The sequence below is a fragment of the Streptomyces pratensis genome (assembly GCF_037137275.1).
GTDB lineage: Bacteria > Actinomycetota > Actinomycetes > Streptomycetales > Streptomycetaceae > Streptomyces > Streptomyces pratensis_B.
The window spans coordinates 246822-259841 of record NZ_JBBBEN010000097.1; the positions used below are offsets into that span (position 1 = coordinate 246822).

Annotated in this window: 12 protein-coding genes; 5 read left to right on the top strand and 7 right to left on the bottom strand. The window is 74.2% G+C overall.

The window, feature by feature from the left end; genetic code table 11:
* Nucleotides 1–65 precede the first annotated feature (65 nt).
* Nucleotides 66–737: a PhzF family phenazine biosynthesis protein gene (locus V9U70_RS23430; protein ID WP_336678238.1), complete on the top strand. Its 672-nt coding sequence runs from the start codon at nt 66–68 to the stop codon at nt 735–737.
* 124 nt (nt 738–861) lie between these two features.
* On the opposite strand, the gene V9U70_RS23435 is transcribed toward V9U70_RS23430, so the two are convergent.
* Both V9U70_RS23435 and map read right to left on the bottom strand, forming a co-directional pair.
* Nucleotides 862–1527, bottom strand: coding sequence for a biliverdin-producing heme oxygenase (locus V9U70_RS23435; RefSeq protein ID WP_336678239.1), 666 nt, complete (start codon nt 1525–1527; stop codon nt 862–864).
* A gap of 223 nt (nt 1528–1750) precedes the next feature.
* A complete protein-coding gene (gene map / locus V9U70_RS23440) occupies nt 1751–2608 on the bottom strand; it encodes a type I methionyl aminopeptidase (protein ID WP_336678240.1) in 858 nt (285 codons plus the stop codon).
* Nucleotides 2609–2666: 58 nt separating this feature from the next.
* Here map and V9U70_RS23445 point away from each other — a divergent pair, with 58 nt between their 5' ends.
* Entirely contained in the window at nt 2667–2930 is a 264-nt protein-coding gene (locus V9U70_RS23445; RefSeq protein WP_336678242.1) for a hypothetical protein, read from the top strand.
* Nucleotides 2931–3097: 167 nt separating this feature from the next.
* Here V9U70_RS23445 and V9U70_RS23450 read toward each other — a convergent pair whose 3' ends face one another.
* The gene (locus V9U70_RS23450) at nt 3098–4396 is read right to left on the bottom strand and encodes an MFS transporter (protein WP_336678243.1); all 1299 of its coding nucleotides are present in this window, start codon (nt 4394–4396) and stop codon (nt 3098–3100) included.
* A gap of 122 nt (nt 4397–4518) precedes the next feature.
* Here V9U70_RS23450 and npdG point away from each other — a divergent pair, with 122 nt between their 5' ends.
* Nucleotides 4519–5223, top strand: coding sequence for an NADPH-dependent F420 reductase (gene npdG, locus V9U70_RS23455; protein ID WP_336678245.1), 705 nt, complete (start codon nt 4519–4521; stop codon nt 5221–5223).
* A 176-nt stretch (nt 5224–5399) separates the two neighbouring features.
* A complete protein-coding gene (locus V9U70_RS23460; protein ID WP_336678247.1) occupies nt 5400–5582 on the top strand; it encodes a hypothetical protein in 183 nt (60 codons plus the stop codon).
* Between the two features lie 61 nt (nt 5583–5643).
* Here V9U70_RS23460 and V9U70_RS23465 read toward each other — a convergent pair whose 3' ends face one another.
* Nucleotides 5644–6450 (bottom strand): site-2 protease family protein, encoded by an 807-nt coding sequence (locus V9U70_RS23465; protein ID WP_336678249.1) that lies wholly within the window; start codon nt 6448–6450, stop codon nt 5644–5646.
* A 176-nt stretch (nt 6451–6626) separates the two neighbouring features.
* Here V9U70_RS23465 and V9U70_RS23470 point away from each other — a divergent pair, with 176 nt between their 5' ends.
* The gene (locus V9U70_RS23470; RefSeq protein ID WP_336678250.1) at nt 6627–9977 is read left to right on the top strand and encodes an ATP-binding protein; all 3351 of its coding nucleotides are present in this window, start codon (nt 6627–6629) and stop codon (nt 9975–9977) included.
* A 12-nt stretch (nt 9978–9989) separates the two neighbouring features.
* Here V9U70_RS23470 and V9U70_RS23475 read toward each other — a convergent pair whose 3' ends face one another.
* From V9U70_RS23475 to panB, 3 genes are all read right to left on the bottom strand, one after another.
* Nucleotides 9990–10850 carry an ABC transporter permease gene (locus V9U70_RS23475; RefSeq protein ID WP_336678252.1) on the bottom strand — a complete coding sequence of 287 codons (861 nt, stop codon included), beginning with the start codon at nt 10848–10850 and terminating at the stop codon, nt 9990–9992.
* The gene (locus V9U70_RS23480) at nt 10847–11860 is read right to left on the bottom strand and encodes an ATP-binding cassette domain-containing protein (protein ID WP_336678254.1); all 1014 of its coding nucleotides are present in this window, start codon (nt 11858–11860) and stop codon (nt 10847–10849) included. Before V9U70_RS23480 ends, V9U70_RS23475 begins: the two co-directional genes overlap by 4 nt.
* Before the next feature lie 173 nt (nt 11861–12033).
* Nucleotides 12034–12915 (bottom strand): 3-methyl-2-oxobutanoate hydroxymethyltransferase, encoded by an 882-nt coding sequence (gene panB / locus V9U70_RS23485; protein WP_336678256.1) that lies wholly within the window; start codon nt 12913–12915, stop codon nt 12034–12036.
* Between the last annotated feature and the right edge of the window lie 105 nt (nt 12916–13020).

Genomic DNA, 13020 nt, shown 5'->3' on the forward strand with positions numbered 1-13020 from the left:
CCCCGCGGCCGTTCGGGGGGCCTCGGCTCCCCCCAACGGCCGTCCGGCAGTGCTTGAATGCCCCCGTGAACGACTACGACGTACCCCGGGGCATCGACGTCCTGCGGGTGTTCTGCGGACCCGACGGCCGGCACGGCAACGCCCTCGGCGTCGTACGCGACGGGCGCGGCCACCCCGACGAGTCGTCCCGGCAGCAGCTCGCCCGGCGGCTCGGCTTCAGCGAGACCGTGTTCGTCGACGACCCGGAGCGCGGGCGCGTGGGCATCCACGCCCCCGGGGCGCGGCTGCCGTTCGCCGGGCACCCGCTGGTCGGCGCCGCCTGGTTGCTCGACCTGGAGATCCTGGAGCTGGAGGTCGGTGACGTGTTCGCCCGCCAGGACGGGGAGTTCACCTGGATCGCCGCCCGCCCCGAGTGGGTCCCGCCGCGCACGCTCCGGCAGTACGCGACGGCGGCCGAGGTGGAGGAGCTGCCCGCCCCGCCGCCCGGCGACGGGTGGCTCTACGCCTGGGCCTGGGAGGACGAGGCGGCGGGGCGGGTGCGCGCGCGGGCCTTCCCCCGGCGCGGGGACGGCGTCGTCGAGGACGAGGCGACGGGCGCGGCGGCGCTGCTGCTCAGCGCGCGGCTGGGCCGGGCCCTGAACATCCGGCAGGGGCGCGGCTCCCAGATCCTCACCGCGCCCGCCCCGGACGGCACGGTGGAGGTCGGCGGCCGCGTCCTGATGGCCGTCCGGGGCTGAGCCCCGGACGGGCCCGCCAGGGCGGCGGACAGCCCTCCCCGGCGTACGCGGACGGCTCCACCGGGGCGTGCCCGGTGGAGCCGTGGGCCTGGGTGCGGCCGCTCGGCGCGGTGGCCGCGGCCGCTCACGCGCTGAGCGGGAACACCTCGCCCAGCTCCCGGAAGACCGCCGTGTTCAGGGCGAACGCGCGCTTGCACTCCTCGATGACGCGCTGCTTCTCCAGGTCGTCCGCGTTCACCGCGTCCAGCAGCTCGCGGTAGCCCCGCTTGAAGGCGGCCGGGTTGGTGATCCGGTCGAAGACGTAGAACCGCACGCCATCGCCCTTGCGCTCGAAGCCCCAGGTCCTCTCCGCCTTGTCGCGGATGATCTGGCCGCCCGAGAGGTCGCCGAGGTAGCGGGTGTAGTGGTGGGCGACGTAGCCGGCGGGCCAGGTGCGCGCACACACGGCGACCCGGTCCGCGTACGCGGCGGTGGCGGGCAGCGGCGCCAGCCCCACGCGCCAGTCCGGCCCGCGCAGGTGGGCCAGGTCGCGCTCCAGCTCCGCGGAGCGCATCAGCTCCCGCTGTATGAAGGGGCCCGCGACCGGGTCCTTCGACAGCGCCTCCGCGCCCTCCTCCAGTGCCCGGTACACGAACCACAGCTGCTCGGTGTAGCGCGTGTAGGCGTCCACTCCCAGCCGCCCGCCGAGCAGGTCGCTCATGAAGGTCGAGGTCTCGGCCTCGGTGTGCTGCTCGTGCGACGCGGTGCGGATGAGCGTCGAGAAGGGAGTGACGGTGGCGGTTGCGTCCAAGGCGGGCCTCCGGGGGCCGAGGGGGACGGGAATCAGGAGAAGCGGGAGACATCGGCAGACGGCGCCGCAGGGAACGCGGCAGTGCGTGCCGGTACGCCCGATCCTCCTACTTAGGCTTACCTAAGTCAATTGGTTCCCGACTGGCTGTCGGTAAAAATGTACGTCCCGCGCGCCCGGAGGGGGAGGTTATGAGCGATCAGAGGCGACCGGTCGGCCCGGACGGTCACGGGATCGTGAGGATCTCCGCCCCGGTCTCCGTGACCACCAGCGTGTGCTCGAACTGGGCGGTGCGCTTGCGGTCCTTCGTCACCACGGTCCAGCCGTCCTCCCACAGGTCGTACTCGTGGGTCCCCAGCGTCAGCATCGGCTCGATGGTGAACGTCATGCCAGGCTGCATCACCGTGGTCGCGTGCGGGCTGTCGTAGTGCGGCACGATCAGACCGGAGTGGAACGAGGAGTTGATCCCGTGCCCCGTGAAGTCGCGCACCACCCCGTACCCGAAGCGCTTCGCGTACGACTCGATGACCCGGCCGATCACGTTGATCTGCCGTCCGGGCCTGACCGCCTTGATGGCCCGGTTCAGCGACTCGCGGGTGCGCTCGACCAGCAGCCGCGACTCCTCGTCCACGTCGCCGCAGAGGTAGGTGGCGTTGTTGTCGCCGTGCACCCCGTTGATGTAGGCGGTGACGTCCAGGTTCACGATGTCCCCGTCGCGCAGCACGGTGGAGTCGGGGATGCCGTGGCAGATGACCTCGTTGAGCGAGCTGCACAGCGATTTCGGGAAGCCCCGGTAGCCGAGCGTCGAGGGGTACGCGCCATGATCGATCATGAACTCGTGCGCGACCCGGTCGAGCTCGTCCGTGGTGACCCCCGGGGCGATGAGCTTGGCGGCCTCCTCCATCGCCTGCGCGGCGATGCGGCCCGCGACGCGCATGCGCTCCACGGTATCGGCGTCCTGGACCTCCGGGCCGGTGTACGGCGTCGGGGCCGGCTTGCCCACGTACTCGGGGCGCCGGATGTTTCCGGGGACGGAACGGACGGGAGTGATCTCCCCTGGTACGAGAAGCGACTGGCCAGACATGCCAGCGAGTCTAACCAGCGGCCCCGGGGCACCATGGCCATGAGGAAAGGAGCCGTCGATGGCCCTGTTCAAGAAGCGCACGGTCGGCAAACCGGGCGAGTGGTACTACTGCCTGGAACACAAGAAGGTGGAGGAAGGCCCCGAGTGCCCGGCGAAGAACCGGTTCGGCCCCTACCCCTCCCGCGACGCGGCCCAGCACGCGATGGACACGGCGCGCGAACGGAACCTGGAGTGGGAGACCGACCCCAAGTGGCACGACCGGGACGAGGCCCCCGGCGAGGAGCGCGACTCCTCGGGCCCCGCGAGCCCGCCGACCGCCTGAAGGCGTCCCCTTGCCGCGCAGGGCCCCTGCCCGGCGCGTGACGAACGGGGCCCGGGGAGCACCGGTGGGTCGCCGTCGTCCTCGGCCCCGCCGCCGTTCGTCACGCGCAGGCAGGGCCGGGACCGCTTCGGTCGGCGGCGGCCCGGCCGGCCCCGGCCCGCCCCACGTCACGCCTGCGCACGCGCCCCTCGCCTGCGCACCGCGTCCTCGTCCGTCTCGGAGTCGTACCGCACCAGCTTCGGCAACGCCGCCGTCAGCAGCGCCACCGACGCCACGCACGCCACCCCGCCCGTCCAGAACGCCGACCGGGTCCCGGTCCAGCCGGCCACCGCCCCGGCCCGTACCTGGCCCAGCTGCGGGCCGATGCTGTACGAGAGCACCTCGATGCCCGCCAGGCGGCCCCGCAGCTCCTCGGGGATGGTCTGGTTCCAGATCGTCGCGCGCCCCAGCCCGCTCAGCATGTCGCCCGCCCCCGCCACGGTCAGGCACAGCAGCACCACCCACACGCTGGAGAACCAGCCCGCCGCGGCGATCGCCAGCCCCCACGCCGCCGCGCCGAACACCACGAACAGCCCGTGCCTGCGCACCCGCGACGTCCAGCCGCTGGTCAGCCCGAGGGCCAGCGAGCCGACCGAGCCCGCCGCGTACATCAGGCCCAGCGACCACTGGGCGTCCAGCTCGTCCGCGAGGAACGGGAAGATCGTGTTCGGGAAGGCGAAGAACATCGCCGCCAGGTCGATCGCGTAGGTGCCCAGCAGCACCGGCCGGCTCCAGGCGTAGCGCGCCCCCTCGACGATCCCCCGCAGCGACGGCTTCGCCGCGTCGAGGGCGGCCGGCGCGGGCGACAGACGCAGACACAGCACGACGGAGGCGGCGAACGTGCACACCGTCACCGCGTACGCCGTGCCGTGGCCTGCGTAGGCCACCACCAGGCCGGCGAGCGCCGGGCCCGCGATCGCCCCGACCTGCCAGCGCAGCGCGTTCAACGCGGCCGCCGCGGTCTGCTGGGCGTGGGGCACGATCCGGGCCGTCAACGAGTCCAGCGCGGGCCGCTGGAGCCCGGCCAGCGCGGCCACCCCGCCGGCCACCACGTACAGCGGCCACAGCAGCGGCTGCGGCAACAGGGCGTTGACCAGCAGGACGACGGCGAGCACACCGAGCCCCGCCTCGGTCAGCAGGATGACCCGGCGCCGGTCCACGGAATCGGCGAGAGCGCCGCCGTACAGCCCGAAGACGATCAGCGGCACCAGCTCCACCGCGCCCATCGCGCCGACCGCGAGCGGGGAGCCGGTCAGCTCCTTGATCTGGAGCGGCAGCGCGATGAGCGCCATGAAGCTGCCGAAGTACGTGATCAGCCCCTGCGCCCACAGCAGGCGGAAGTCGGCCGACGACCGCCAGGGGGAGAGATCGGGGAGCACGGCGCGCAACCGCGCGGACAGCGGGGAGGGGGGCGGGGCTGAGGTCACGAGGGACCATCCTCCGCACGGCCGGGCGCCCCGGGCAACCGAATTCCCGGCCGCCGGCAGCGCGGCGCCGCCCGGCCGAGCGGTCGGACGGCCGGTCGCTGCCTCGCAGTAGGGTCGGCTCCATGACTACACAGGACAGCGCGCCCAAGCCCCCCGCAAAGGACCCCTGGGACCTTCCCGACGTCTCCGGACTCAGCGTCGGCGTGCTCGGCGGGACCGGGCCGCAGGGGCGCGGTCTCGCCTACCGTCTCGCCCGCGCCGGACAGCGGGTCACCCTCGGCTCCCGGGACGCCGCGCGGGCCGAAGCGGCGGCGGCAGAGCTGGGCCACGGGGTGGAGGGCGCGGACAACGCGCAGTGCGCCCGGCGCAGCGACATCGTGATCGTCGCCGTGCCGTGGGACGGCCACGCCGCCACACTGGAGTCCCTCCGCGAGGAGCTCGCCGGCAAGCTCGTGATCGACTGCGTCAACCCGCTCGGCTTCGACAAGAAGGGCGCGTACGCGCTCAAGCCGGAGGAGGGGAGCGCCGCCGAGCAGGCCGCCGCCCTGCTGCCGGACTCCCGGGTCACCGCGGCCTTCCACCACCTCTCGGCGGTGCTGCTCCAGGACCAGGACGTCGAGGAGATCGACACCGACGTCCTCGTCCTGGGCGAGGCACGCGCCGACACGGACCTCGTGCAGGCGCTCGCGGGCCGGATTCCCGGGATGCGCGGCATCTTCGCGGGCCGGCTCCGCAACGCCCACCAGGTGGAGTCGCTGGTGGCCAACCTGATCTCGGTCAACCGCCGCTACAAGGCCCACGCCGGACTGCGCGCCACGGACCTCTGAAACACCGCGCGACCGCCGCCCCCGCCACCGGCGTCCGGCCCCCCGCCCCGGGGAGGCGCTGCGGGCCCGTCCCCTTTGGGGAGGCGCTGCGGGCGGCGGGACCGGAGGCGGGGCACAACGGGGCATGGGGGACACTGGACGGGACCGTGACCGTTCCCCGACAGGAGCCGCCCCCCATGCCCCGCCTCGCTCTCTACGCCCTCGTCGTCTGCGTCCTCGCCGTCGTGGCGGCCGTGGTCTCCTTCGTCCAGGGCAGCCTGCTCGGGATCGTCTGGGTGCTGATCGTGGGGCTCTCGTCGAACATGGTCTGGTTCTCCGTGCGCAAGCAGCGCATGACGGCGTCGCCCGACGCCGGCTGACCCCGCCCGCGGCCCCGGCCTCCTCGGCGCGAAGCGCCCCCTCGCCGCTCCCGGCCCCGGCTCACCCCACCGCGCAGCCCGGGTTGTGCTCTCCGAAGAACGCCCGCCAGAAGCGGTAGAGGTCATACCCGCAGTACCGCTGCGCCTCGTCGACGCCCAGGCCCCCCAGCAGCGCGTCGATCGCGTCGAAGAAGGCCACGTTCACGCCCGGGACCCACAGGAGGGCGAAGACCGCGATCAGCCCGAACGGCGCGATCGGCTCCACCTGGCGCCTGATCCGGTGCGAGAGCCAGGGCTCGACCACCCCGTAGCCGTCCAGCCCCGGGATCGGCAGGGAGTTCAGGATCGCCGCCGTCACCTGGAGCATCGCCAGGAACGCCAGCGCGTACCGGAAGGCGAGCGGCACCCCGTCGAGTGCGTCCAGCCAGAACGGGGCCGTGCACACGATCGCGAACGCCACGTTCGTCAGCGGGCCGGCCGCCGAGATCAGGCTGTGCCTCCACCGGCCGCGGATACGGCCGCGCTCGATGTAGACAGCGCCGCCGGGCAGCCCGATCCCGCCCATGACGACGAAGAGAACCGGCAGGACGACGCTGAGCAGGGCGTGGGTGTACGCGAGCGGGTTGAGCGTCAGATAGCCCTTCGACCCGATCGAGAGGTCGCCACTGTGCAGCGCGGTGCGGGCGTGCGCGTACTCGTGCAGGCACAGCGAGACGACCCAGGCCCCGGTGACGAACAGGAACACGGCGAGGCCGGTGGCGCCGGCGAACCCCGTCCACACGGCCCAGCCGGCGACCGCGGTGAGGGCGGCGATGCCGAGGAACACCGGACTGATCCGCCGGTCGCGGCGGGCGGCTGCTGTGGTCATCGGCACACGACTCCTGGACGGGGGCGGGAGCGGGACCCGGCGCCAGGGGCGGCGCCGGCCCCGACGGCGGTGCCGGAGGAGCGATCGTACGGCCCGGCAGGCCGGGAACGTCGGGGGCCGGTGGCGAAGTTCCCCCGGTCGAGAGCGTGCCGCCGCCCGTCGCGGACAATGGGCCCGTGCGCTACTGCATCCTCGGCCCTGCCCGGGCCTTCCGCGACGACGGTACGGCCGTCGCCCTCGGCGGGGCGCGGCTGCGCGCCCTGCTCACCGTCCTCGCGCTGCGCCCCGGCCGGACCGTACCCGCCGGGGCCCTCGTCGACGAGGTGTGGGACGGCGACCCGCCCGCCGACGCGGCCGGAGCGCTCCAGGCCCTGGTCGGACGGTTGCGGCGGGCCCTCGGCCGGGCGGCCGTCGACTCCGCGGCGGGCGGCTACCGGCTCGCCGCCCCGGCGGACGCCGTCGATCTGCACCGCTTCGAGCACCTGGCGGGGGAGGGGGGCCGGGCCTTGGACGGGGGCGAGGCGGCGAAGGCCCTCGCCCTCCTCGACGAGGCACTCGCCCTGTGGAACGGGCCCGCCCTCGCCGACCTGCCCGACCGGGCGGCGACCGCCTCCCGCTGGGAGGCCCGCAGGCTCGACGCGCTGCGGGACAGGCTCGCCGCCCTCCTCGCCCTCGGCAGGCCCGGGGCGGCGCTGCCGGAGCTGGCGGCGCTCTGCGAGGGCCACCCGCTCGACGAGCCGCTCCAGGCCCTGCGCATCACGGCGCTGCGGGACGCCGGTCGTACGGCCCAGGCGCTGGCCGCGTACGAGGAGGTGCGCGCCGTGTTCGCCGACCGCCTCGGCACCGGCCCCGGCCCGGCCCTGCGCGCTCTGCACACCGGGCTTCTCGACCAGGACCGCACGGATCACGCGGACCGCCCCGGCCGCCCCGAGCGGCCCTCCGCGACCGCCGCCCCGCTCGGGAACCTCCGGGCCCGGCTCACCAGCTTCGTCGGGCGCGGCGAGGACATCGCCGACCTGCGTGCGGACCTCGCCCGCAACCGGCTGGTCACCCTCCTCGGCCCCGGCGGCGCGGGCAAGACCCGGCTGTCCCAGGAGGCCGCGGAGGCCGCGGCCGCGAGCTGGTCCGACGGTGTGTGGCTGGCCGAACTGGCCCCCGTCGACGACCCGGACGCCGTGGCAGAGGCGGTGCTGAGCGCCCTCGGCGCCCGGGAGACCGTCCTGCGGGGGGCCGGCGCAGAGGAGCTGCGGGCCGCCGACCGCGGTGGCGACGACCCCCTCGTACGCCTCACCGAGCACTGCGCCCCGCGGCGGATGCTGCTGCTCCTGGACAACTGCGAGCACGTCGTCGGGGCCGCGGCCGCCCTCGCCGACCATCTGCTGACCCGGTGCCCGCAGCTCACCGTGCTCGCGACCAGCCGCGAACCCCTCGGGGTTCCGGGCGAGTTCGTGCGCCCCGTCGACCCGCTGCCCGACCCGATGGCGCTGCGCCTGCTCGCCGAGCGCGGAGCCGCCGCCCGGCCCGGGTTCCGCCCCGACGCCGACGAGGGGACCGCCGCCGCCTGCGAGGAGATCTGCCGCCGCCTCGACGGGCTGCCGCTCGCCATCGAACTGGCCGCCGCCCGGCTGCGGACGCTCGCCCCGCGCCAGATCGCCGACCGGCTCGACGACCGCTTCCGCCTCCTCACCAACGGCAGCCGGACCGTGCTGCCCCGCCAGCAGACCCTGCGGGCCGTCGTCGACTGGTCGTGGGAGCTGCTGGACGCCGCGGAGCGCGCCGTCCTTCGCCGCCTCGCCGCCTTCGCCGGCGGCTGCGGGCTCGCCGCCGCGGAGGAGGTCTGCGCGCTGCCCGCATCGCGTGACGGCGTCGCCGTGGACGCCCGGGACGTCGCCGCCCTGCTCGGGTCCCTGGTCGACAAGTCCCTCGTGGTGGCCGCGCCCGGCGACGACGGGGAGATGCGCTACCGGCTCCTGGAGACGGTCGGCGAGTACGCCGCGGAGCGCCTCGACGAGGCCGTGGAGCGGGACGCGGTCGAGCGCCGCCACCTGATCCACTACCGCGAGCTGGCCCGGACCACCGGCCCGAAGCTGCGCGGCGCCGGACAGCGGCAGGCCGTCGCGCTCTTCGGGCGGGAGTACGAGAACCTGCGCACCGCGCTGCGCCGCGCCGTCGCCGCCCGGGAGGAGCAGGAGGCGCTCTGCATGGTGCTGTCGATGGCCTGGTACTGGATGATGCGCGATCTGCGCGCGGACGCCCGCCAGTGGGCGCAGGCCGCGTCCTGTCTGGGCCCCGACCCCTTCGCCCCGCCCGGCGACCGGGCCCCCTCCCTGCTGGAGAGGACCACCGACCGGCCGCCTCCGTGGGTCCCGGAGCAGGTGGCGGAGGCGCGGCGCGGGGTGGCGCTGGTCCAGCTCGTCAGCACGGGTCACACGATGGAGGACTGGACGACCTCCGAGGGCCGGGCGCGGCTGCGCAGCATCGCCCGCGCCTACCGGGCGGGGCAGCCGCAGACCTGCCGCATGCCCGGCTCGCTCTGGATGTACGCGGTCCTGCTGTCCGGCGAGTCCGACGACCTGCGCGAGCTGATGGACGAGACGGTCCGGGCCTCGCGGGAGTACAGCTACGAGTGGGAGCTTGGCGCCGCGCTCCAGATGCGGGCCAAGCTCCTGGCCAACCGCCCCGAATGGGCGGGCGAGGCGCTGGCCGACGCCGACGAGAGCCTGGAGATCTTCGTCCGGCTCGAAGACGACTGGGGAACCGCCGAATCGCTGGCCTCCCGGGGCGAGGCGAACGAGCAGAGGGGCCGGTTCGCCGAGGCCGCCGAGGACTACCGGGCCGCCGTGGACTACGCGCGGGCGCTCGGCGCGCAGACCCAGGCGGCGGTGTTGCGGGCCCGGTACGCCGGAGTCCTCGCCGATCTCGACCGCTCCGAGGAGGCCGAGGCCATCCTGCGGGAGATCATCGACACGGGGCGGTTCGCGGGCCACGAGGCGGTGCCGACCGCCCGGCTGCATCTGGGCTTCCTGCTCGGCCGCCAGGGCCGGGTGGCCCAGGCGCGGGAGCAGATGACGCTGCTGCGCGAGGAGCTCGGCTCCCTCACGGTCGCGGGCTTCGACGGGTTCGTGCTCGGAGTGCTGGCCTGGCTGGACAACCTCGACGGTGCGCACGCCTCGGCGCTGGAGGGCGGGCTGACCGCGCTGAGCCGCTCCCAGGACCGGCTGTCGACCCTGATGGCCCCGCACATGGCGTCCATGCAGCTGATGGTCATCGCCCGCGCGCTCGCCGGACTCGACGGAGAGGGGGTTGTGGAGACCGCCGCCCGGCTGCTCGGCCTCCAGTCGGCGCTGCTGCCTCCGGAACACGTGCCGACCGTCATGGAGAACCGCTACCGCCAGGATGCAGAAGAGGCCGTCCGGGCCCGTATGGGCGACGACGCCTACGCGGCGGCGTACGCGCGGGGCGGTGGCCTCACGATCGAGGAGGCCACCGCCCTGGCGGAGACGCACCGGCGGCCGCCGACGGTGTGACGGCCCCCGCGTTCAGGCCTTCTTGCGGAACTTCGCCACGGCCGTCGGGGCCGTCACCAGTGTGATGCCGGCCGCCCAGGCGAGAGTCCACCCGACCGAGTGGGCGACCGGGCCGCCCATCATCAGCCCCCGCACCGCGTCCGCGAGATGGGACAGCGGGTTGTAGTCGGTGAAGGTCTGGAGCCAGCCGGGCATCGTCTGCGGCGGGGCGAAGATCGAGGAGCCGAACTGCAACGGCATCAGCACGATCATCGCCGTCCCCTGGACCGCCTGGGCGGTCTTCATGGCCAGCCCGAGCAGGATGAAGACCCACATCATGGCGGCGGAGAACACCGCCGACAGCGCGACCGCCCCGGCGAGCCCGGCGACGGACGTCCCCAGTTCCATGCCGAGGGCGAACCCCATGGCGAGCAGGATGAGCGTGGCGACCGTCATCCGGCCCAGCTCCACCACGATCTTGGCGACGAGCACGCAGGAGCGGGCGATGGGCATCGTCCGGAACCGGTCCATGACCCCCTTGCGGAAGTCGTCGTTGACCCCGGTGCCGACGGCCATGGCGATGTTCATGCCCATCATCGCCATCAGCCCCGGCACCAGGTAGTTCAGGTAGTCCTGCCGGTCGCCGCCCAGGCTGCCGCCGACCGAGCCGCCGAAGACGTACACGAACAGCAGGGTGAAGACGACCGGCATCAGCAGGACGTCGAACATCGACTCCGGGTCCTTCTTGATCTGGAGCAGATTGCGCCGCACCAGCGCCCCGACGTGCCGCAGATGGGTCCGCGGCCCGGACCGGCCCTCTTCGGCGGCGACGGCCCTCGACGGCGCGGCGCCGGCGGGGCCGGCGGACGCGGGGGTCACGGTCGTGGTGCTCATACGGCGGCCTCCTGGGGAACCGGGTCGGTGAAGGGAGCGGCCTGGTCGCCGGTGATCGCCAGGAACACCTCGTCCAGGCTCGGCAGGGCGGTGGAGACATGGGCGAGGGAGAACCCCCGGGCCCCCAGCAGCCCGATGACGGCGGTCAGTTGCCCGTCGTTGAGGATGGGCACGTGCAGCAGCCCCTCGTCGGGCGCCGTCTGCGTCCCGGCGGCCCCGTCGAGCCCGGCCTCCCGGACCGCACGGGCCATCGCGGACAGCTCGGCCGGGTCCGAGGGCCGGATGTGCAGGGTGCGGCCGCCGACCCTGGCCTTCAGCTCGTCGACCCCGCCCCGCGCGATGATCCTCCCCTGGTCGATCACCGTCAGCTCCTTGGCGAGCTGCTCGGCCTCCTCCATGTACTGGGTGGTCAGCAGGACGGTCGCGCCCTCCGCGACCATGCGCCGCACCTCGTCCCAGACCTCGTTGCGGGTCCGGGGGTCGAGCCCGGTCGTCGGCTCGTCGAGGTAGAGCACGGCCGGGCTGCCGATCATCGAGGCGGCCAGGTCGAGCCGGCGGCGCATGCCGCCGGAGTACTCCATGCAGGCGCGGCCGGCGGCCTCGGTGAGCGAGAAGCGCTCCAGCAGTTCGTCCGCGCGGGCCCTCGCCTGCTTGCGGGGCAGATCGAGCAGCCGCCCGATCATGTAGAGGTTCTCCCAGCCGGAGAGCTTCTCGTCGACCGAGGCGTACTGCCCGGTCAGGCCTATCCGGCGGCGCAGCAGGCGGGGCTGCCTCACCACGTCGCAGCCCGCGACGACCGCGTGGCCGGCATCGGGGGTGATCAGCGTGGCCAGGCAGCGTACGAGGGTGGTCTTGCCGGCGCCGTTGGGGCCGAGGACGCCGAGGACGGTGCCCTCGCGGACGTCCAGGTCCACGCCGTCCAGCGCCTTGGTCCCGCCGTAGTGCTTCACCAGCCCCCGGACCTCGACGGCGTTCGCGCCGCTCCTGGGGTTCTTGTGGATGCGTTCCATGTCCACCAGCAGACCAGCGGCCGCCGACAGCTCGCCGACAGCCGGCCGACACGGCGCCCGCGCGGGCGACAGCCCGCCGGTGGGGGATGCCGGCGGGCTGTCGGTGGTGCGGGAAATGGTCGGTGCGCGCCCCCGCGCGGGGCGGCCCGCACGGGGCCGTGACCCGGCGCGGGTCAGTGGAAGGTGTGCTCCGGCGCCGGGAACGTGCCGCCGACGACCTCGTCCGCGAACTCCTTCGCCGCGTCGCCGAGCACCTGGCGCAGGTTCGCGTACTGCTTGGTGAAGCGCGGCGTCCTGCCGCCGGTCAGCCCGACCATGTCCGTGTAGACGAGGACCTGCGCGTCCGTCGCGGACCCGGCGCCGATGCCGACGGTCGGGATGTGCAGCGTACGGGTGACCTCCGCGGCCAGCTCCGCGGGCACCAGCTCCAGCACGACGGCGAACGCGCCCGCGTCCTGGACGGCCTTCGCGTCGCGCAGCAGCTGCTGGGCGGCTTCCTCGCCGCGGCCCTGGACCCGGTAGCCCATCGCGTTGACCGACTGCGGGGTCAGGCCGATGTGGCCCATGACCGGGATGCCGGACTCGACCAGCAGCCGGATCTGCTCGTGCGACCGCTCGCCCCCCTCCAGCTTGACCGCCCCGACGCCCGACTCCTTGACCAGCCGGGTGGCGTTGCGCAGCGCCTGGACGGGGCCTTCCTGGTAGGAGCCGAAGGGCAGGTCGCCGACGACGAGGGCGCGCCTGGTGCCGCGCACGACGGCGGCGGACAGCATCGCGATCTCGTCCATCGTGACGGGCACGGTGGTCTCGTAGCCGAGGTGGCAGTTGCCCATCGAGTCCCCGACGAGCATGACCGGGATACCGGCCTCGTCGAAGACGGAGGCGGTCATCGCGTCGTAGGCGGTGAGCATGGGCCACTTCTCGCCGCGCTCGGTGGCGGCGGCGATGTCGTGAACGGTGATGCGCCGGGTGGACTTCCCGCCGTACAGCGTCTTGCCGCTGTCCGGGGCGGAGGGGGGCGGGGAGGGCTGATTCTGCGCAGCCTGAAGCGACATGGCCAACGGCTCCTTCGTCATCTCGAGGCGCCCTGACGGCGTCCCCGGATCGCTTCCATGGTGGCATCCCGCCCCGGCGATGGGGAAGTGGGCCCGCGGCGCCGT

What these genes read in the sequence shown, in the direction of transcription:
- map (WP_336678240.1), bottom strand. Translation starts at nt 2,608, where the DNA reads ATGTCTGGCCAGTCGCTTCTCGTACCAGGGGAGATCACTCCCGTCCGT.
- V9U70_RS23445 (WP_336678242.1), top strand. Translation starts at nt 2,667, where the DNA reads ATGGCCCTGTTCAAGAAGCGCACGGTCGGCAAACCGGGCGAGTGGTAC.
- npdG (WP_336678245.1), top strand. Translation starts at nt 4,519, where the DNA reads ATGACTACACAGGACAGCGCGCCCAAGCCCCCCGCAAAGGACCCCTGG.
- V9U70_RS23460 (WP_336678247.1), top strand. Translation starts at nt 5,400, where the DNA reads ATGCCCCGCCTCGCTCTCTACGCCCTCGTCGTCTGCGTCCTCGCCGTC.
- V9U70_RS23465 (WP_336678249.1), bottom strand. Translation starts at nt 6,450, where the DNA reads ATGACCACAGCAGCCGCCCGCCGCGACCGGCGGATCAGTCCGGTGTTC.
- V9U70_RS23475 (WP_336678252.1), bottom strand. Translation starts at nt 10,850, where the DNA reads ATGAGCACCACGACCGTGACCCCCGCGTCCGCCGGCCCCGCCGGCGCC.
- V9U70_RS23480 (WP_336678254.1), bottom strand. Translation starts at nt 11,860, where the DNA reads ATGGAACGCATCCACAAGAACCCCAGGAGCGGCGCGAACGCCGTCGAG.
- panB (WP_336678256.1), bottom strand. Translation starts at nt 12,915, where the DNA reads ATGTCGCTTCAGGCTGCGCAGAATCAGCCCTCCCCGCCCCCCTCCGCC.